18 protein-coding genes and 1 pseudogene are annotated in these 18,624 nt (G+C 62.4%); 11 read left to right on the top strand and 8 right to left on the bottom strand.

Annotation, left to right across the window (positions count from 1 at the left end):
- Positions 1-20: 20 nt before the first annotated feature.
- The 8 genes from AB870_RS24185 to AB870_RS24150 all read left to right on the top strand — a co-directional run bounded on the left by AB870_RS24185 (position 21) and on the right by AB870_RS24150 (position 9,956).
- Complete coding sequence (locus AB870_RS24185) at positions 21-593, top strand: phospholipase D family nuclease (protein WP_047909183.1); 573 nt, start codon at positions 21-23, stop codon at positions 591-593.
- Positions 594-656: 63 nt separating this feature from the next.
- A complete protein-coding gene (locus AB870_RS24180) occupies positions 657-2,219 on the top strand; it encodes a type IV secretion system DNA-binding domain-containing protein (protein WP_047909182.1) in 1,563 nt (520 codons plus the stop codon).
- 10 nt (positions 2,220-2,229) lie between these two features.
- Entirely contained in the window at positions 2,230-5,202 is a 2,973-nt protein-coding gene (gene mobF / locus AB870_RS24175; RefSeq protein ID WP_047909181.1) for a MobF family relaxase, read from the top strand.
- Positions 5,203-5,523: 321 nt separating this feature from the next.
- Positions 5,524-5,979, top strand: coding sequence for a hypothetical protein (locus AB870_RS24170; protein ID WP_047909180.1), 456 nt, complete (start codon positions 5,524-5,526; stop codon positions 5,977-5,979).
- Between the two features lie 133 nt (positions 5,980-6,112).
- Entirely contained in the window at positions 6,113-7,132 is a 1,020-nt protein-coding gene (locus AB870_RS24165; protein ID WP_047909179.1) for an IS110 family RNA-guided transposase, read from the top strand.
- A 290-nt stretch (positions 7,133-7,422) separates the two neighbouring features.
- The gene (gene stbB / locus AB870_RS24160; protein WP_047909178.1) at positions 7,423-8,127 is read left to right on the top strand and encodes a StbB family protein; all 705 of its coding nucleotides are present in this window, start codon (positions 7,423-7,425) and stop codon (positions 8,125-8,127) included.
- 132 nt (positions 8,128-8,259) lie between these two features.
- Positions 8,260-9,279, top strand: a complete 1,020-nt coding sequence (locus tag AB870_RS24155) for an IS110 family RNA-guided transposase (RefSeq protein ID WP_047905322.1) — start codon at positions 8,260-8,262, stop codon at positions 9,277-9,279.
- A gap of 323 nt (positions 9,280-9,602) precedes the next feature.
- The gene (locus AB870_RS24150; protein ID WP_047909387.1) at positions 9,603-9,956 is read left to right on the top strand and encodes a hypothetical protein; all 354 of its coding nucleotides are present in this window, start codon (positions 9,603-9,605) and stop codon (positions 9,954-9,956) included.
- A gap of 86 nt (positions 9,957-10,042) precedes the next feature.
- Here the strand turns inward: AB870_RS24150 and AB870_RS24145 are convergent, their stop codons facing one another.
- From AB870_RS24145 to AB870_RS24135, 3 genes are all read right to left on the bottom strand, one after another.
- The gene (locus AB870_RS24145; protein WP_157112525.1) at positions 10,043-10,579 is read right to left on the bottom strand and encodes a hypothetical protein; all 537 of its coding nucleotides are present in this window, start codon (positions 10,577-10,579) and stop codon (positions 10,043-10,045) included.
- 13 nt (positions 10,580-10,592) lie between these two features.
- The gene (locus tag AB870_RS24140) at positions 10,593-10,973 is read right to left on the bottom strand and encodes a phage holin family protein (RefSeq protein WP_047909176.1); all 381 of its coding nucleotides are present in this window, start codon (positions 10,971-10,973) and stop codon (positions 10,593-10,595) included.
- Between the two features lie 95 nt (positions 10,974-11,068).
- Entirely contained in the window at positions 11,069-11,377 is a 309-nt protein-coding gene (locus tag AB870_RS24135; protein WP_084664329.1) for an ElaB/YgaM/YqjD family protein, read from the bottom strand.
- A gap of 677 nt (positions 11,378-12,054) precedes the next feature.
- Between AB870_RS24135 and AB870_RS24130 the strand changes: the two genes are divergently transcribed.
- The 3 genes from AB870_RS24130 to AB870_RS24120 all read left to right on the top strand — a co-directional run bounded on the left by AB870_RS24130 (position 12,055) and on the right by AB870_RS24120 (position 14,801).
- A complete protein-coding gene (locus AB870_RS24130) occupies positions 12,055-13,074 on the top strand; it encodes an IS110 family RNA-guided transposase (protein WP_047905322.1) in 1,020 nt (339 codons plus the stop codon).
- 287 nt (positions 13,075-13,361) lie between these two features.
- Complete coding sequence (locus tag AB870_RS24125; protein WP_047909175.1) at positions 13,362-13,574, top strand: CsbD family protein; 213 nt, start codon at positions 13,362-13,364, stop codon at positions 13,572-13,574.
- A 342-nt stretch (positions 13,575-13,916) separates the two neighbouring features.
- Entirely contained in the window at positions 13,917-14,801 is an 885-nt protein-coding gene (locus AB870_RS24120; protein ID WP_047909174.1) for a hypothetical protein, read from the top strand.
- A gap of 97 nt (positions 14,802-14,898) precedes the next feature.
- Here AB870_RS24120 and AB870_RS24115 read toward each other — a convergent pair whose 3' ends face one another.
- The 5 genes and pseudogenes from AB870_RS24115 to AB870_RS27250 all read right to left on the bottom strand — a co-directional run.
- Positions 14,899-15,567, bottom strand: coding sequence for a glycosyltransferase family 2 protein (locus tag AB870_RS24115; protein WP_047909173.1), 669 nt, complete (start codon positions 15,565-15,567; stop codon positions 14,899-14,901).
- Positions 15,564-16,148, bottom strand: coding sequence for a class I SAM-dependent methyltransferase (locus tag AB870_RS24110; RefSeq protein ID WP_047909172.1), 585 nt, complete (start codon positions 16,146-16,148; stop codon positions 15,564-15,566). Before AB870_RS24110 ends, AB870_RS24115 begins: the two co-directional genes overlap by 4 nt.
- The gene (locus AB870_RS24105; protein ID WP_047909171.1) at positions 16,145-16,903 is read right to left on the bottom strand and encodes a PIG-L deacetylase family protein; all 759 of its coding nucleotides are present in this window, start codon (positions 16,901-16,903) and stop codon (positions 16,145-16,147) included. The genes AB870_RS24110 and AB870_RS24105 overlap by 4 nt, the downstream gene beginning before the upstream one ends.
- Entirely contained in the window at positions 16,891-17,931 is a 1,041-nt protein-coding gene (locus AB870_RS24100; RefSeq protein WP_157112524.1) for an acyl-CoA dehydrogenase, read from the bottom strand. Before AB870_RS24100 ends, AB870_RS24105 begins: the two co-directional genes overlap by 13 nt.
- Before the next feature lie 251 nt (positions 17,932-18,182).
- Positions 18,183-18,499: pseudogene (locus AB870_RS27250) on the bottom strand (ParB/Srx family N-terminal domain-containing protein); the annotation flags it as partial.
- Positions 18,500-18,624 lie beyond the last annotated feature (125 nt).

The raw sequence follows: 18,624 nt of genomic DNA, 5'->3' as shown, positions 1-18,624 counted from the left end.
TTATCGTTTGTGCCGCCTGGTTGGCCCTCGCCACCGTGGCCGGGGCCGAGGGCTTCACGGTCAGCTTGTTGGATGAAGCACACAACGCGGTGGCCGCCGAGCCGGGGCGCGCAGCGCGTGCGCCCACGACTCAAGTCGTTGAAGTGGGTTTTTCGCCGGAGGCAGGGGCCGAGGCGCTGGTGCTCAAGGTGATTGCTGCCGCGAACACGTCTATCCGGCTGGCCGGCTACAGCTTCACGTCGCCGACCGTCGTGCGCGCCCTGCTCGATGCGAAGCAGCGCGGCGTCGATGTGGCGGTCGTGGTCGATGACAAGGGCACCCGTTCGACCACTTCGCGGCAGGCGCTCAACCTGCTGGTCAACGCCGGCATTCCGACCCGCACGGTCAGCGTCTACGCGATCCACCACGACAAATACATCGTCATCGACGGCCTGCATGTCGAGACGGGCAGTTTCAACTACACGGCGTCCGCAGCGACGCGCAACAGCGAAAATGTGCTGGTCCTGTGGAATTACCCCACACTGGCCGCTCAGTATCTTGCGCATTGGCAAAGCCGCTGGGAGCAAGGCCAGCCGTACCAGTCCAGTTACTAGCGGAGGCCCGCCCGGGCGGCGATGCGATCCCCGCTGGGAGCCGCCGTCGGGGAGGAGTGAACGATGCAGAAACATGAAGTCGAGAACGCCACGCTGCTCTTTGGCGTCATTCTGCCGATCACCGGCTGGCTCGCCGGCGCGTGGGCGGCCCGTGTCCCGCTTAGACCGCTCCCGGAAGCGCTCACCGTCGCGTTGCACCTGACGCCGCACCATCCGCTCATCACCGGCGGGGCTATGCTTGGCCTGGGCCTTGCCGCAGCGAGCAGCTATCTAGTCCACGAATACGGTGACGATGGCTTCCGCGGCGCCCCGTATCGCCGTTGGATGCGCGGCGCCCGCATGGCGAACTGGCATCGCGTCAGGCGCCTGGTCAACGCGGCCAACCGTCGCGAGAACCGGCGTCGGCGTAAGAACGAGGCGACCGCGCCAGTCTTGGCCCCGATCATGATCGGCGCAATGCCGATGCCGATCCATCTTGAGAACCGCAATACGCTGATTTGCGCGTCCGTGGGCGCAGGCAAGTCCGTGGCGATGGAAAGCATGATCGCCTCGGTGGTCAAGCGCCGCGACAAGATGGCGGTGATCGATCCCAACGGCACTTTCTATTCCAAGTTCGGCTTTCCCGGCGACGCAATTCTCAACCCGTTCGACCGCCGCACGGCAGGCTGGACGCTGTTTAACGAGATCAAGGGCGTGCACGACTTTGACCGCATGGCCAAGAGCGTGATCCCGCCGCAGGTCGATCCCAACGACGAGCAATGGTGCGCCTACGCGCGCGACGTGCTCGCCGACACCATGCGCAAACTGGTCGAGACGGACAACCCCGATCAGGACAGGCTCGTGAACCTGCTGGTGCGAGAGGATGGCGAGGCGATCCGCGAGTTCCTCTCGAACACCGATTCGCAAGGCTACTTTCGCGTGAACGCCGAGAAGGCCATCGCCTCGATCCAGTTCATGATGAACAAGTATGTGCGGCCGCTGCGCTTCATGAGCCAGGGCGACTTCTCGCTGCACACGTGGGTGCACGATCCTTGTGCTGGCAATCTGTTCATCACGTGGCGGGAAGACATGCGCACGGCGCAACGGCCGCTGGTGGCCACGTGGATCGACACGATTTGCGCCACGATCCTGAGCTACGCGCCGATGACCGGCGCCCGTTTATGGCTGTTTCTCGACGAACTCGAGTCGCTCGGCAAGCTCGAGTCGTTTATCCCGGCCGCGACCAAGGGGCGCAAGCACGGCCTGCGCATGGTCGGCACGATCCAGGATTGGGCGCAACTCGACGAAGCTTACGGCACGGAGGCGGCCAAGACGCTGCTCGCGTGCTTTCGTAACTATCTCATCTTCGGCGCGTCGAACGCGCTGAATGCGGACAAGGCCAGTGAGATCCTCGGCAAGCAGCATGTCGAGCGCGTTCAGGTCACCTCCAACGCCGGCCGGGGTGGGGCCGGCCGCAGCCGCCATGTGCTCGCGAGCCCACCCGAGCCGGTCGTGATGGATTCGGAAATCTCGAACCTGCGAGACCTACACGGCTACGTCATGTTTGCCGAGGACTTTCCGATTGCCCGCATCACGCTGCCCTATGTGAACTATCCCCATCGCGCAACGGCGATCGAGGTCAAGTAAGGAGCGCGCCATGCTCAACGTGACCCCGATTCGCGGCAACAACCAGTATGCGGCGGCGCACTATTTTGCAGCCGCCGACGATTACTACGCCAAGGACCACCCCGGCGAGTGGCAGGGGGAAGGGGCGCGGCTGCTTGGACTCACCGGGCCGATCGAGCAGGCCCAATTCTCGCGCCTGCTCGATGGCCGGCTGCCCAACGGCGAGCGCATTCAGACGACGTTCGATACGACCGCTCACAAAAAACGCATGGGGCTGGACCTCACGTTTTCGGCCCCGAAATCGGTGTCGATGCAGGCGCTTGTCGCCGGCGACCGTGAGGTCAGTGCAGCGCACGACCGTGCCGTTACACGGGCCCTTGAGCAGGCCGAGCGGCTCGCTGAGGCCCGCAAGAAGGTCAAGGGCAAGAGCTGTCACGAGCGTACCGGAAATATGGTCATCGGCAAGTTCCGGCACGAGATGAGCCGGGCCAAGGACCCCCAACTTCACACGCACGCCGTCGTACTGAACATGACACGACGCGCCGACGGCGCGTGGCGTGCGCTGTCGAACGAGGACATCTTCCGTGTACAACATGAGATCGATGCCCTGTACAAGGCCGAGCTTGCACACAGCCTACAGAAACTGGGCTATGCCATTCGACTCGTCGATGACAAGGGCAAGTTCGAGCTGGCGCATATCAGCCGCGAGCAGATCGAGGCGTTTTCGGCACGTAGCTACGTGATCGAGCAAGCGCTTGCCGACGAAGGGAAAACGAGGGCGTCGGCAACCGCACTGGAAAAACAGGTGATCTCGCTGGCGACGCGGCCGCGCAAAGACGAATCCGACCAGCAGATCATCAAGCAATATTGGCTGGAGAAAAGCCGCGAACTGGGCATCGACTACGGCGCCCGCTCGCCGCTCGACGGCCACAGCGAGGGTCCACGCAGCGCGCTCGATCGCGCTGCGGCACTGAGCCTGCCAGTCGGACTCACGCCAGCGCAGGCGGTAGTGCAATACGCGATCAACCATCTGACCGAACGTGAAGCCGTGGTGCAGGAAAGCGCGCTCACGGCGACGGCCCTGCGCCGCGCAGTCGGGCTGGCAGGCATGGAGGAGGTGCGTGCCGAGATCCGGCGGCTGGTCGAACAGGGGGCGCTGATCGAGGCGGTGTCAACCTACCGCGCGGCCGGATCCAGGGATGGACCGGCGCTCTCGCCGGCCGGCTGGGCGAGCTTTTTGGGTGAACGCGAAGGTTTGACCCAGCAGGAGGCCCGCGCTTATGTGGCTCAGGCCATCCAGCGCGGCTCTCTTGTGCCGGCCGAGACGCGTTATACGACCCACAAGGCGCTCGCGCGCGAGAAGGCGATACTCGCCATCGAACGCAGCGGCCGCGCCGCCCTCGCGCCGATCCTGACGCCCGCAGCGGTCAAAACGGCGCTCGAAGGTTCCCGACTGAACGCTGACCAGCGCTCGGCCGTGGAGGCTATCGTCGCGACGGCGCACCGGTTCGTCGGCATCCAGGGCGACGCCGGCACCGGCAAAACCTACACCGTCAATCAGGCGGTCGCGCTCATCCGGCAGGCGTCGAGTGGCGGGGGCGGCGGTGAGCGCGGTCAGGGCGGTTACCGCACCGTCGCGCTCGCGCCGTACGGCAACCAGGTCACGGCGCTCAGGAACGCGGGGCTCGACGCACACACGCTGGCAAGCTTTCTGCGTGCCAAAGACAAGTCTATCGATGCCAGGACGATCGTCGTGCTGGACGAGGCGGGCGTCGTCGGCGCCCGCCAGATGGAACAGCTCATGCGCGCCGTCGAGCAGGCCGGCGCGCGTATGGTGATGATCGGCGACACCAAGCAGACCGAGGCCATCGAGGCTGGCAAGCCGTTCGCGCAACTCCAGCAGGGCGGCATGCCCACCACGCGCATCCGCGAGATTACGCGGCAGCAAGACCGCGAGCTCAAAACGGCGGTCGAACACGCCGCCGAGGGCCGCGTCACGCAGTCGCTTGCGCATCTCAAGCACGTGGAAGAATTCAGGGAGCCGACCGAGCGGCATCGCGCCATCGTCGCCGACTACATCGCACTGACCGAAGCCGAGCGCCGCGACACGCTGATCGTCGCCGGCACGAACGATGCCCGCCGCGAGATCAACCGCATGGTGCGGGGCTCTCTGGCGCTCACGGGGAACGGGCGCGAGTTCGACACCTTGACGCGCGTGGACATGACGCAGGCGCAGCGCCGCTTTGCCCCGAGCTATCAGCCGGGCATGGTGATCCAGCCCGAGCGCGACTACCACAGAGCCGGTCTGATGCGGGGGAAAACCTACCGCGTCCGGGAAGCGTTGCCGGGCAATATGCTGGTCCTGCAACGCCCGGACGGCACTATGGCCACCCTCAACCCGCGCCGCGCGACGCAGCTCAGCGTCTACCAGCTCGAGCGCGCCGAACTTGCCGTCGGCGATACCGTGCGGATCAATCGCAACGATGCCGGGCGCGACCTAACCAACGGCGATCGCATGCGGGTCGCCGGGGTGAGCGGCGGCGCCGTCACGCTCGAATCGCTCGAGCCACGCGAAGGCCGGCCGGTGCGCTCGCTTGAGCTGCCGTCCACGAGGCCACTGCATCTCGAGCACGCTTACGCCTCGACCGTTCACAGCGCGCAGGGCCTGACCAGTGAGCGCGCACTGATTGCGCTCGATACGAGAAGCCGCACCACGTCGATGAACCTCTATTACGTTGCCATCAGCCGGGCGCGGCAGGAGGCCCGCGTCTACACGAACTCGCTCGGCGAGCTGCCGGACGCCATCGCCCGGCGCTTTGACAGGAGTACGGCACTGGCGCTCCAGCGCGAACGACAGTGGCTGCGCCGCGCGGCAGGGCTACCGCCCAAAGGCGCGCTCGACGGCAAGTCGGCGCTATCGCGGCAGCCGCTAGGGTCGCTTGAGCCGCAGCGCAAGGCGCCGGCGAGCGGCAAGGAACCAGCGGGGTACGGGCGCTTTGACTGAGAATTTGCCAGCGGGCAATGAGCGAAGTCGCCGACTTCGGTAGCTGAAGCACCCGAGGGGTGCGTGATGTGTATTGAGGTTTTCGGGCCCGTTAAGGGACCAAAACCTCCGGGGGTTAAGGGCGTTCACACGAAATAGGCCGAAGGCCGTAGGGAAATAGTTCTGAAAGAACAGCAACGTGATAGCAAAGAACGAGCAACAGTCTAGCAACTGCACACCGACATGAGAGCGTAGTCGAAGTAATGCAGTAGGTAGGCAGTAGAGCAATGGTAGTGATTCAGTAGTGATTTGGTAGCGAAGGAAGCCACTCGCGAGGACCCCATGAGCGAAACTGAATTGAAAGCCCGAATCGAGGCGCTCAAGCACTCGACGAAAGCCGCCCGGCTGCGCCAATTGATGCCGTCGATCGAGGCGAAGCTCGCCGAGGGCGTGCGCGCGGCCGAGATTGTCGAGACGTTGCGCAAGGGGGGGCTGGAACTGACGATAGCCACCTTCAGAAACTACCTGTACCAATACCGTGCCAGGCATCAGAACAAGAGTACGGAGCGGCCGGAGGTGCCCGGCGGATCCCAGACGGCCGGGGTGCCCGCGTCACGCCGGCCCGAGGCGTGTGTGTCGCAGGAGAGTGCCCCGCCTGCCACAGAAGGCGGGCCTCCCGCGCCGCGAGAACCGCCCTCGGTGCAGGAGCTCGATCGTCTGATGAAGCCCGATCCGGCGGAACTGGCCGATCGGATCGCGCGCTATGAGCGACTCGCGATAGAGAAAGAAAGGAAATGATATGAACGCCTCCCACCCGTGAGCGGTAGGAGCTAGCAGAAAGGAATCGAAGGCGGAGCCTCACGGGCCAACGGCAACAGAGTGCCCAGATGGAAGACCATAGAGGTTTTCCTAGCAAACCGGAGGCTCCGAAATGAAGCATACGACAGTGGGTGTGGACATTGCAAAGAACGTGATGCAGCTCCATTACATCGACGCAGAGACGGGCGAAATCGTGAACAAACCGGTGAGACGGGGCGCGTTTCTCGAACACTTCGCGAATCTGGCTCCGTGCCTGGTCGGGATGGAGGCGTGCGGTGGCTCACAGCACTGGGCCCGCAAGCTCACGACGATGGGCCACGAGGTGAAGCTGATGCCGGGGAAATTTGTGAAGGCGTTTGTGATGGGCAACAAAAACGACGCAGCCGACGCGAAAGCCATCTGGCTAGCCGTGCAGCATGCAGGCAAATCGGTTGCGGTAAAGACGGAAACACAACAGGCGGTACTGGGACTGCACCGGATGCGCGAACAGTTGGTGAAGTTCCGCACAATGCAGATTAATGGCTTGCGCGGCCTGCTTGCCGAGTACGGCGAAGTGACGGGCAAAGGCCGGGCTGCGCTGGATAAGGCGATCCCCGGTGTACTGGAGCGACTGGTCGATCGTCTGCCGGCGATTCTGATCGACACGTTGCGCGAGCAATGGAACGGGTTGGCGGAGCTAGATAAACAGATTGCGAGCATCGAGCGACGTCTGCAGACGTGGATGAGAGAGGACAAAGCGAGCAAAGCGATTGCGGCGATACCGGGCGTTGGTCTGCTGACGGCGACGGCGGCTGTTGCGACGATAGGCGATGCGAAGACGTTCAAATCTGGGCGAGAGTTCGCGGCTTGGATTGGATTGGTTCCGAGGCAAACGGGTACGGGTGGCAAGGTGCATCTGCACGGAATCAGTAAGCGAGGCGATATATATCTACGCAAGCTGTTGATCCACGGTGCGCGCAGCGTGCTGTGTCTGGCGAAAGAGCCAGGGCCGTGGGCCGAAGGAATCAAAAAGCGGCGACCGCTAAACGTAGCAATCGTGGCTCAGGCCAACAGGATTGCCCGCACGATCTGGGCGATCCTGGCGCACGACAGGCAGTACGAACGGGGTTACCTGAGCGTGAAGCCGGTTTAACCGATGAGCACTGGGTAGCAGGACGATTAATTTTTACAGGATGACACGTCGAAAGGTTGCGCTGGCAATCGTATGTAATGACAAGACAGGTCGGACCGGGACTCGCTAAACCTGAATTTTCGGATGAGCTTCGAGCTCGCTAAGGAAATGAGGTGCGGGTCCGCGGATTTCATGGTGGGCCGCAGCGTATCGGGCTGCAACAAGCCCGGATATAAAGCTGCAACCCCTCCTGTCACAGTCGGAACACACGAAAAACCGTCGCAAACGGGAGGCGTTCATATAAGCCGAAAATGAAAGTCGCCGTTTTAAATTTCAGCGGGAATCCGGGTAAGACCACGCTGGTCGATCACCTGCTTGCGCCGCGCATGAACGCGCTCAGATTCGAGATCGAGACCCTCAATGCCGGCTCGGCCGACACCGGCGCGCTGCGCCTTAAGGGCCGCGACTATGGCGGGCTGCAAGAGGGCCTGATGACGCTCGACTCGGCCATCGTCGACGTGGGCGCGTCCAACGTCGAGGAATTCATCAAACAGATGGGCCAATTCGAAGGTTCACACGAAGAGTTTGACTACTTCGTGGTGCCTGCGGTGAGCGAGAAAAAGCAACAAACTGACACCGTGAACACGATTGAGACACTGGTTGGCCTCGGTGTGCCGGCACAGAAAATCCGCGTGGTGTTCAACAAGGTCGAGCTCGAAGACGCGAGCGACGTGCCACGCCTGTTTCGCACGATCTTCGGCCTGCATGAAGACACCCGCAGTTTCACGCTGCGGGCAGACGCCGTGGTGTTCAAAAACGAGATTTTCGAGCGGCTGCGGGGGCTGAACAAGACCGTCGCCGACGTTATCGCGGACGACACGGACTATCGGGCCATGCTGCGCGAAGCGAGCGATGACGCGTCCCGCTCGCGCGCAGTGAGTATGATCTCCGCCCAGCGACTCGCTAGATCCGCGCACAAAAATCTCGATAACGTCTACCGGGCGTTGTTCAGGTGATCGGGAGAATGAAATGAACGCGTCCCACCCCGTGACCGAGTGAGCAAAGGAAGGTGGATCCTCACGGGCCAACGGCATCGATGTGCCCAAAGTGGAAAATACGAAGTTTTCCAAAGCAACCGGAGGATCCGAGTGAATTGTACGGCAGTGGGTGTAGACATCGCGAAAAGTGTGTTCCAAGTGCATTACGTCGATCAGGAAACTGGCGAGATCGTGAACAAGCCGATCAAGCGGGCAAAGTTCCTTGAGCATTTTGCGAACCGAGCGCCGTGCCTGATCGGGATGGAAGCGTGCGGTGGTGCGCACCACTGGGCCCGGCAACTCGCGAAGCTGGGCCACGAGGTGAAGCTGATGCCGGGGGAGTTCGTAAAGGCTTTCAACATCAGGAACAAGAGCGATGCGGCTGATGCGAAGGCGATCTGGCTGGCCGTGCAGCAGCCGGGCAAGCCGGTCGCAGTAAAGACCGAAATGCAGCAAGCCATGCTGGGGCTGCACCGGATGAGACAGCAACTGATCAAATTTCGCACGATGCAGATTAATGCTCTGCGAGGGCTGCTAACGGAATACGGTGAAGTGATGGGCAAGAGTCGGGCGAAGCTCGATAAGGAAATACCCGCTGTGCTCGAACGGATTGCGGAGCGTTTGCCTGCCGTGCTGATCGATACGTTTCGCGCGCAGTGGAACGGACTGGAGAAGCTTGATGAGCAGATCGCTGAGATCGAGCGTCGGATGCGCGAGTGGAAGAAAGAGGATAAGGCGGTCAAGGCCATCAGCGAGATTCCCGGTGTTGGATTACTGACGGCAACAGCAGCTGTCGCGATGATGGGAGATGCGAAAGCGTTCAGTTCGGGACGAGAGTTTGCCGCGTGGGTTGGGATCGTGCCGAAGCAGACGGGTTCGGGCGGCAAGGTGAACTTGCATGGCATATCAAAGCGCGGCGACACATATCTGCGCACCCTGCTGATTCACGGTGCACGATCTGTGCTGACGCATGCGAAAGAGCCCGGTGAGTGGGTCGAACAAATCCAGAAGCGGCGGCCAAAAAATGTCGTAATCGTCGCGTTAGCCAACAAGATGGCGCGAACGATCTGGGCAGTTCTTGCCCATGACCGGCAGTACCAGAAGGGATACGTGAGCGTGAAACCCGTCTAAACGGGCAGCGCTTGCGTAGAGGATTAACGTTTAAACACAGGGTGAACGTCGAAAGGTTGCGCAGCAATCGAGTGTGATGACAAGCCAGGTAGGACCGGGACTCGCTAAACCTGAATGATGCCTCGAGCTTTGAGCTCGCCGGGAGAATGAGGTGCGAGTCAGCGAATTTCATAGGGGCCCGCAGCGACTGTACCGACTGCATCGAGGCCGGATATAGAGCTGCAGCCCATCCTGTCTATCAAAACACGCGAAAACTGTTGCAAACGGGACGCGTTCATATAGGTGTCATGGCCACTGATGTCGCCACCGCGCGCGAAGCGCTGATGGCCGAGTTGCTGCAAGAGACGGACGCGCTCGTGCGTCGCTTCGAGCAGGCGGAGCAGGCGCTGGCCGCCAAGATGGAGCAGGCGACCACGGACGCGACCGGTAAGGCGTTTCTGGCCGCCCGGCTCAATTTGGAGTCCATCGTCGACAAAAACGCTGCGAAGCTGGCCGAGGCGGGCCGACACGCGGCGGCGCAGATTGGCAACCAGCTCAATCATGGTGCCGCGCAGCTCGTCGCAGTGAACCTCGCGCTTGAGCGCAAGGCGCGGCGGTTCGTGCTGCTGCTCGTCGGCTTCGCGCTCGTCGCGGGGACGGTAGGTGGATTCGTCGGGGCCAGGCTGGCCGGCCTCTGAGGCCTTGGCACTGAGGCATTGGCCGCTAAAAGATGGGTGACCATCGCGCTATCGCCTCACCCAAAAGCATCGCCACAAACAGCGCCTTACATCAGGGGCAGCGCGCCATGATGGCCGGCCACCGGGGCCCGCGTGGATGATGTCGCCGACGCTTCGAGCTTTGCCGCGCTACCGGTGTGCGGATCCGACAGTTTCGTCGTGTCCTGTGAGCGCCTGATGCCTTGCCATACAAGCACGCCGAGGCCGCCCCACTGGAGAATGCGGCGGACACCGCGTCCGACCCGCGTATGCGACAAGCCGCTGAGGGCCAGCGAGGCCACCGGATTGAGCGGGTCGCATTGCAGCAAACCGGCGAGCGTGAGGTCGGCGTTGGCCATGTTTGCGCGGCTGCTCAGGCTCGAAAGCCTGGCAAAACCGCCAGGGAGCAGATAGCGAACCCACCCAAGGTTGCGCAGCCGCTCGCGCGCGACGTGCGTGGCCTGAATCAGTTCGGCGCGCTCGACAGCGATGCGCGTGAGCACGATTTCCTTGCGCATGGCGAGGCGGGCATGACGCGTGAGAAGCGAAGGGCGCGGGTGTCGTGGCGACGAAGTCCGGCGTGAAGGACGCTGTTGCGGTGGCACGGTCAGATCTCCTTCAATCCGCACGCAGCGCGTTGCGGTCATTTTTGAATTCGGTCAGTGTGGCTTCGAATGGCAACGGGGCCTCACGCAAAATATCGCGGGCACGGGTGGCGCACCAGCCCGCGAGCAGGCAATACACGATGACAATGCCGGAGATGGCCGGCAGGCGATACGTGTCCCAGAAAACCACGATCATCAGCGCGGTGAGTGACATGAGTGCGAGGACACCGAAGAGCATCGCGGCAAGGCCGAGGAAGGCGACGCCCACCAGGCGTTCTTTCTCTTGGGTCAGTTCGATGCCGATGAGCTCGAGGCGCGACTGAAAAATCTCGAGCAACGCACCGGCGAGGTGCCGCAGCGAGGGCGGCGGGGTCGTGCGATCATTCTGGGTCATAAGCTGAGGTGGGCGGTCCGCCCGACCCGCATGGCCGGTCAGACGGGCTCCGCCGTGGACAGAGTTGGCGAGGAAATGACTTACCTCGGCGCGGCCTATTTGCGGTTGAGCAGTAGGCCGATCACCACACCAATCCCGGTACCAACGCCCGCGGCCTGCCACGGATGGTCATGCACATAGTCATCGGTCGCACGCGCGGCTTGCCTGCTCTTTTCGACGACCACGACTTGCAAGTCCGAGGCTTTTTCCCTGGCTTGTTCGAGCAGCGCCAGGGCCTTGGCGCTCAGCTCAGCAGCCCGCTCGCCGCTCGTATTGGCGGCTTGTTTGAGGAGGTCCTCGGCGTCGGCCAGTACGGATTTGATATCGGTCATGAACTTCTCCTTGTGGTTAGGTGCGCGCGACATAGTCGTCACCTCATGCTGGGGGCAAAGCGTGAGGGAAGCCGTGCAGATGTGGAGCTATGGTACCGCTTTGAGCGCGTCGTTGCCAAAAGACACGGTAAGCAAACAGCGAGCACATGCCGCCATCGCAAGCGCGCATGACCAGAGCCATCTCCAGCCATCGCGCCTTGGTCGGTGGTCGACCAAACAACCTGACAGCACTCGGCCCACATGTTGGCGATTGCGCCGACGTGATTGGCGGCCGATCCCCCGCTGGCGTGCCGCGCTGTTTTTTCGCGGCTAGTGACACCAAAGACTCTCCGTGTTCCTATCCCTTGTCTTCCTCTTCTCCTTCCACGCGCCCATTCGGCGGAATGCGCCTACAGCACTACCGGATTGCGCTTACGCGGCGCCGTCGCTGCACCTGACAGCGCAAACATTTCGGACTTCCTATGCTGGAATCACGGCCACAGCCGTGGCAGGCGCGTATTCTGGTGTCAGAGCGTGAAGGGCACTGCGTGTGCCAACGCGCGTAATGTCCGCAGAAGCGCCTGAATTCCATTCAACGCTAAGGAGAATGAAATGAACGCGTCCCACCCCGTGACCGAGTGAGCAAAGGAAGGTGGATCCTCACGGGCCAACGGCATCGATGTGCCCAAAGTGGAAAATACGAAGTTTTCCAAAGCAACCGGAGGATCCGAGTGAATTGTACGGCAGTGGGTGTAGACATCGCGAAAAGTGTGTTCCAAGTGCATTACGTCGATCAGGAAACTGGCGAGATCGTGAACAAGCCGATCAAGCGGGCAAAGTTCCTTGAGCATTTTGCGAACCGAGCGCCGTGCCTGATCGGGATGGAAGCGTGCGGTGGTGCGCACCACTGGGCCCGGCAACTCGCGAAGCTGGGCCACGAGGTGAAGCTGATGCCGGGGGAGTTCGTAAAGGCTTTCAACATCAGGAACAAGAGCGATGCGGCTGATGCGAAGGCGATCTGGCTGGCCGTGCAGCAGCCGGGCAAGCCGGTCGCAGTAAAGACCGAAATGCAGCAAGCCATGCTGGGGCTGCACCGGATGAGACAGCAACTGATCAAATTTCGCACGATGCAGATTAATGCTCTGCGAGGGCTGCTAACGGAATACGGTGAAGTGATGGGCAAGAGTCGGGCGAAGCTCGATAAGGAAATACCCGCTGTGCTCGAACGGATTGCGGAGCGTTTGCCTGCCGTGCTGATCGATACGTTTCGCGCGCAGTGGAACGGACTGGAGAAGCTTGATGAGCAGATCGCTGAGATCGAGCGTCGGATGCGCGAGTGGAAGAAAGAGGATAAGGCGGTCAAGGCCATCAGCGAGATTCCCGGTGTTGGATTACTGACGGCAACAGCAGCTGTCGCGATGATGGGAGATGCGAAAGCGTTCAGTTCGGGACGAGAGTTTGCCGCGTGGGTTGGGATCGTGCCGAAGCAGACGGGTTCGGGCGGCAAGGTGAACTTGCATGGCATATCAAAGCGCGGCGACACATATCTGCGCACCCTGCTGATTCACGGTGCACGATCTGTGCTGACGCATGCGAAAGAGCCCGGTGAGTGGGTCGAACAAATCCAGAAGCGGCGGCCAAAAAATGTCGTAATCGTCGCGTTAGCCAACAAGATGGCGCGAACGATCTGGGCAGTTCTTGCCCATGACCGGCAGTACCAGAAGGGATACGTGAGCGTGAAACCCGTCTAAACGGGCAGCGCTTGCGTAGAGGATTAACGTTTAAACACAGGGTGAACGTCGAAAGGTTGCGCAGCAATCGAGTGTGATGACAAGCCAGGTAGGACCGGGACTCGCTAAACCTGAATGATGCCTCGAGCTTTGAGCTCGCCGGGAGAATGAGGTGCGAGTCAGCGAATTTCATAGGGGCCCGCAGCGACTGTACCGACTGCATCGAGGCCGGATATAGAGCTGCAGCCCATCCTGTCTATCAAAACACGCGAAAACTGTTGCAAACGGGACGCGTTCATATAGGCGTCATGAACTCAGATACGATCAAGGGGAAGTGGAATCAGCTCAAAGGCGAAGTAAAGAAGCAGTGGGGAGATCTAACCGACGACGACCTGCTCAAGGTCGAAGGTAATCGTGACAAGTTCGTCGGCTTGATTCAGGAGCGTTACGGCGAGGCGAGGTCCAAGGCCGACGTCGAGCGTGAAGTCGATACGTGGAACGAGCGGCACAATCTCTGGTAAGCCAGACCGAATGGCCGCGCCTGCGGTGAGAAAGATGTGCGCTCTCCGCGGCTCTTTTTTCTCTAATTATTATCTGCCGGCGCCAGCCCCTCGGCGAGATAACGCGAGAGTGCATCTAATAGTGCCGTCGCCCGAATCCGGCGGTCTATTCTGAAAATGACTCGGGGCGTCCGCATGTTTGCGCCCTTGCGCTCGCTAAGGTAACGGGTGTCAACAAGGAGATGCCGTGCGATCCATTCTCTTACTGTTGTTGGGTGTGCCGATCCCCATCGTCATTTTGATCGCGTTGTTTGCCCATTGATGCTTGCCCACAACCGGTGTTAATCTGGAGAAGGAACCGTTATGCAGGATGTGCAATTGGTTGCCAAAAATCCTATTCCCCCTGCCCATACTGAGTCCCCCGGCTCGGCCGTCTCATGGGGTGCCGTCTTCGCGGGGGCGGTCATCGCAGCGGCCGTCTCCGCCATGCTGCTCACTGGTGGCAGCGGTCTGGGCTTTTTGTCGATGTCTCCATGGAGCAACGCGGCGCCGCCAGTCGCGGCACTCGCCATAGGATCGATCGTTTGGTTGCTGGTCAGTCAGATCATCGCGTACGGCGTTGGCGGGTTTATCACCGGCCGGCTGCGAACCAAATGGAGCGATGCGCTCCCCGATGAAGTCTATTTTCGCGATACTGCGCATGGCTTTGTGATGTGGGCCGTGAGCGTGATCATCGGTCTGGTGCTCATCGGTGCGACGACAACTTCTTTGGTCTCGGGAGGCGCCCGGGCGGGAGCCTCGCTCGCCGGCTCGGCAACCGCCGTCGTCTCTCAAGGCGTGCAGGCAGGGAGCCGGGGCGGGCTGCTCGACTATTTCACTGATGCGCTACTGCGGCCGACCGATCCCGCCACCACACCGGCTCAGCGCGATGCGCGACCGGAGGTGTCAAGGATATTGGCGCGCAGTATGATTAACGGGCAGGTGTTGGACGCCGATCGCGCTTATCTGGTCAAGCTCATCGCCCAGCGCGCTGGCGTCGATGAGGCCAGCGCGCAGCAACGGCTCACGCAAATCCAGACACAGTTCAGTCAGGCAGTTGCGCAGGCAGAGCAAAAGGCAAAGGACGCTGCCGACGAGGCGCGAAAAGGCTTGGCGCTTTTCTCGATCTGGGCGTTTGTGGCGCTACTGAGTGGTGCGTTTGTGGCAAGCTTTTCGGCCACCATTGGGGGGCGCATACGCGACCGGTGAGAGCGGTGCGTCGCTCGTGCTGTTCGGTCGTTTAGTTGATGACGGGCCAAGTGTTGTCGCGATAACACCGTTTTTAACGGCCATTCCTGGCCGACGGCTATTCAAGCGCCTCCCAGGCTTGGCGCAGCGTGTCGGCGAAGCCCGCGCTCACGCGCGAGAAGGGGCGTGCCGAGGTGGTGACGCGCGGCAGCGCGCTCCACGCGATGCTTACCCCGGCCTTCTCGGACTTTTCCACCAACTCCCGGTCCTCGCTGCAGGCCAAGGGATCAAACCCGCCCACGCGTTCGTACACCGACGCATCGATGCCGAGGTTCGCGCCATGCACATGACGGTGGCCATCGCGATCCTGATATTTTGCGAGAAAAGCGGCGCGCGCATGCGGCGCGTGCACCCCATGCTCGTGCCAGTGCATCACGCCCACAGTGCCGCAGACCACTTGAGCGCCCAGCGAGAGCTGATCGACGAGCCACGCGGGCGAAACGATGGTATCGGCATCGGTAAACGCCAGCCAGCGCGCGCCTGCGGCGATCAAATGGCGCGCGCCGCTCGCCCGCGCCTTGCCGACGTTTCGCGCATCCACCGACAGCGCCGTTACCGGCCATGCCTTCACTTGCTCGGCGGTGGCGTCAGTGCACGCATCGAGCACTACCACCACCCTGACGGGCTCGCCGGCGAGACCCGCGTGTCGCGCTGCGCGCAACACCGTTGCTAGACAGCGATCAATGTGATCCTCCTCATTATGCGCCGGGATGCAAACACCAATCATGAGCGAGGCTCCTTCGACTTGTGCCAGACGTCCAGACGGAACTGGCGGTCTTCATGGGCTACGCATCGCACCAGTCCGTCGAGACGGTGCACGGCCTCATGCAGCGCAAGCGTTGCTTGCTGTCGGTCGTCGAAGTCGGGCGTGTAGTGGCACATCACCCACTGGCCGCCCGCACTGAGCGAATGGAAGCACTGTTGGAGCAGCTGCTCAAAAGGCTCGGGCGGGAGATAGTAAGCAAGCTCCGAGACGATCACGAGATCTACCGATTCGCCCGGGTGCAGTGGCCACGCCTGCGGCACGGTCATCACTTGCAGCGCCACATTGGCAATACTTTGCGCGTGCAGCCGCTCCCGGCAGCGCTGAATGGCCGTCGGCGACATGTCCACGGCGTGCACCACATGGCAACGCGAGGCCAACGGTGCGGTGATCTGTCCGATGCCGCAGCCCAGCTCAAGCGCGGCCGTGTAGCGCGGCTGCGCGAGCGACGCGAGTACGAGGTCGCGCTTGCGCTGTTCGTACCACGCCGTGTGGACCGACCATGGATCCTTGCTTGCGCGGTAAATCGCGTCGAAGTCCGTCATAGGAGGAACACTTCGAAAGAACGTTGCCATCGCGCAAGCGCGTACGCCGGCAACACAGGAGGCGCGCTAGTGCTCGGATCGGGGCTGAGCTGGCTTCGGAACGCGTCAATGGCGTGCATCTTCGCCGCCCGATCGCTGCATGACAGGTGCACGCGCACGGCACGCTCAAAGGGCAGCTCATTGCCGCTCGGATCGGCCCAGTGCCAACCCCAAATCGGCACCTCGATCCCACGCGCGCCCCTCGCTTGCGCCGCGCGACGGCAGGCGCGCGCAACGGCTTCGTGATCGGGATGGCCGTCGAATTGCCACGGTGCTATGACGGTGTCGCCGCGCGCGAGCGCCGGGCACAACAGGTCGAAGAGCCGCGATTCATGCCGCACGACATGGCCATCCGGCACGCCTAGACGATGGCGTCGGCAGTGCATCGATAAGCGCTGTTGCGCCCATAGGCTTTCACTGACCCGTGCTTCGGCTAACCGCGCCGGTGTCCAATGTGACGATCCCGGATGACTGGCTTCACCGTCCGTGACGGCCCAGATATGGATCTCCACGCCGGCCCGTGCGAGTTGTCGCAGCGTGCCCCCACACCCCAGAATCTCATCGTCGGGGTGCGGCGCCACGACGTGCAACCTCGCGCTTCGCGCGATGAGCTCGCGTGCCGTGACCTGCGGCAACGGGTGCGCGCGGAACCACCGCTGCCATGTCGCTTCGGCCGTGCCTTCTCCGGTAATCAGGCGTGCGCTTAGAGCGCCCATAGGCCGTCTCCGTCACGCTCGAGGAGGGCACGGCCGTGCGCGGCAAGATCGCGCTCCGCGTGGCTCTGGCGAATGAAAACGGGAAGGTCCGCGAGCAGGCGTGCGAAACGGGCGTTACGGCACATCGGGCTCGGGCCGACTGCGCGCGGCGCATGCCATAGTATCTTCTCCACCACCGCCTCGACCGCCAGTCTCGCGCGACGCATTGCCTCCAGACACGGCCGCGCCGGGTGCGCATCGATGGCCTGCGCCGTGGCGCGCAGTACGCTCGCCGCTTGCGCCAGCGCGACGTCGATGGCGCCTAGGTGCGCCAGAGCGTGTGGATCCCCGGGTCTGTGGAGCAAGGTTTCGCGCACCACTTCGGCAATGCCGGTCGCCGCCCCGTACCAGCACGCCGCGACGCCCGCCGCGCCATGGTGGAAGCCGGCGCGCGAGAGATAGGCACGCGGTGCACCGACGCGCCGGGCGCGCGCCCCACGATAGCTCACCGTGAAGCTATGTGTGTCCGCCATGCCTACGGCGTGCCAGTCAGCGGGGCACACGTCAATTTCCGCCTGCGCCAGCTCGACCTCCACGAGACACGGCGTGTCGCCGTCCCACGCACTCACGAGCGCCGAACGCACGTGGTGAGCCCCCGAGCACCACGCTTTGGTGCCGTGCAGGATGACTTCGCGATCGTTGCCACCACGTGGCGTGAGCGTGACGCGCGCTTGGGCCGACTCCGAACACCACACGGCGCGCATGCCGGCCTGCGGCGGGCCAGAGAGACCCCTCAGTTCATGCAGAATAGCAAGTGCGTCGATGTGGCTCTCGTAAAGCTTGGCGAGGCAAAGGTCGAAGGCGGCAACCTCAGCGAGCATTTGCCACCGCGCGCACGTCGCGCCCGCGCCAGGGTAAGGCACCGCGTCGAAGCCTTCGTCGATGAGCGTTTGTAAGGTTTCGTAGGTGCGGCCAGGCCGATAGTGGTGTTGCATGTGCGTGCGCAGCGCTGCAACGGTGTGACGCGCGGGCTTGGTCGATGGATTCACGGGAACTCCCTCGTTTAGAAGCTTATGGATGAGTAAGGTTGAGCGAGAGGTAAATCTCATGCGTGGCAGAGACTTTATGGACCGGGAAAAAGACTGGCTAGAGGGCATCGGCTGACATTCCTGTAGGCGGATGCTGGCTGGGCGGCCGATGGGCGTGCGCGCATTGCGCGCCGTCGAGTAGAAGCGCGTGCTGTCACCATAAGGCTATCGGCATGGCGGCACGCGCCCATTCCCCATTCGGAGCGAAACGTCCTCCCCGCGCCAGCGCTCAGGGGAAAGGCGAGGAATTGAGCGGCCGGGGGCATCGACGCGCGTTGTACGTTTTCAGCAAGACTCACGGACGCATCGGCGACGAGCAGGCACGGCACGTCGTGATCGACGGGGACGCGCTTTCTCTTCGCCAGCAGTTTTAAGGCGCTCAAGCGGCGATCGCCCGCGACGGCTTCGTATTGCTCACTAACGTCGTCAACTCGGGCAGCGGAACCAGCATCAAGTGCTGGGTTGGATCCGCCGCTTCGAGCGGTGCGGCGGCGTCGATGGCGAGCGCTTCGGCGTCGTGTTGGGTCAGGGGGCGCGTTCATGGTGATATTTCCTAGCTGTTTCGAGGTTTCGAGGGCAGCACCGAGAGAAGCGGTACCCCTGCCACCTGAAGAAGACAGCGAATCCGGCTTTCGATCAGGGCTTCAACCGGCG

Source organism: Pandoraea faecigallinarum (genome assembly GCF_001029105.3).
GTDB lineage: Bacteria > Pseudomonadota > Gammaproteobacteria > Burkholderiales > Burkholderiaceae > Pandoraea > Pandoraea faecigallinarum.
Note: the sequence above shows the minus strand (reverse complement) of the source record. Positions and strands in the feature narration are given on the sequence as shown.

What these genes read in the sequence shown, in the direction of transcription:
- AB870_RS24150 (WP_047909387.1), top strand. Translation starts at nt 9,603, where the DNA reads ATGGCCGAGTTGCTGCAAGAGACGGACGCGCTCGTGCGTCGCTTCGAG.
- stbB (WP_047909178.1), top strand. Translation starts at nt 7,423, where the DNA reads ATGAAAGTCGCCGTTTTAAATTTCAGCGGGAATCCGGGTAAGACCACG.
- AB870_RS24140 (WP_047909176.1), bottom strand. Translation starts at nt 10,973, where the DNA reads ATGACCCAGAATGATCGCACGACCCCGCCGCCCTCGCTGCGGCACCTC.
- AB870_RS24125 (WP_047909175.1), top strand. Translation starts at nt 13,362, where the DNA reads ATGAACTCAGATACGATCAAGGGGAAGTGGAATCAGCTCAAAGGCGAA.
- mobF (WP_047909181.1), top strand. Translation starts at nt 2,230, where the DNA reads ATGCTCAACGTGACCCCGATTCGCGGCAACAACCAGTATGCGGCGGCG.
- AB870_RS24180 (WP_047909182.1), top strand. Translation starts at nt 657, where the DNA reads ATGCAGAAACATGAAGTCGAGAACGCCACGCTGCTCTTTGGCGTCATT.
- AB870_RS24105 (WP_047909171.1), bottom strand. Translation starts at nt 16,903, where the DNA reads ATGGGCGCTCTAAGCGCACGCCTGATTACCGGAGAAGGCACGGCCGAA.
- AB870_RS24165 (WP_047909179.1), top strand. Translation starts at nt 6,113, where the DNA reads ATGAAGCATACGACAGTGGGTGTGGACATTGCAAAGAACGTGATGCAG.
- AB870_RS24135 (WP_084664329.1), bottom strand. Translation starts at nt 11,377, where the DNA reads ATGTCGCGCGCACCTAACCACAAGGAGAAGTTCATGACCGATATCAAA.
- AB870_RS24115 (WP_047909173.1), bottom strand. Translation starts at nt 15,567, where the DNA reads ATGATTGGTGTTTGCATCCCGGCGCATAATGAGGAGGATCACATTGAT.
- AB870_RS24120 (WP_047909174.1), top strand. Translation starts at nt 13,917, where the DNA reads ATGCAGGATGTGCAATTGGTTGCCAAAAATCCTATTCCCCCTGCCCAT.
- AB870_RS24170 (WP_047909180.1), top strand. Translation starts at nt 5,524, where the DNA reads ATGAGCGAAACTGAATTGAAAGCCCGAATCGAGGCGCTCAAGCACTCG.
- AB870_RS24110 (WP_047909172.1), bottom strand. Translation starts at nt 16,148, where the DNA reads ATGACGGACTTCGACGCGATTTACCGCGCAAGCAAGGATCCATGGTCG.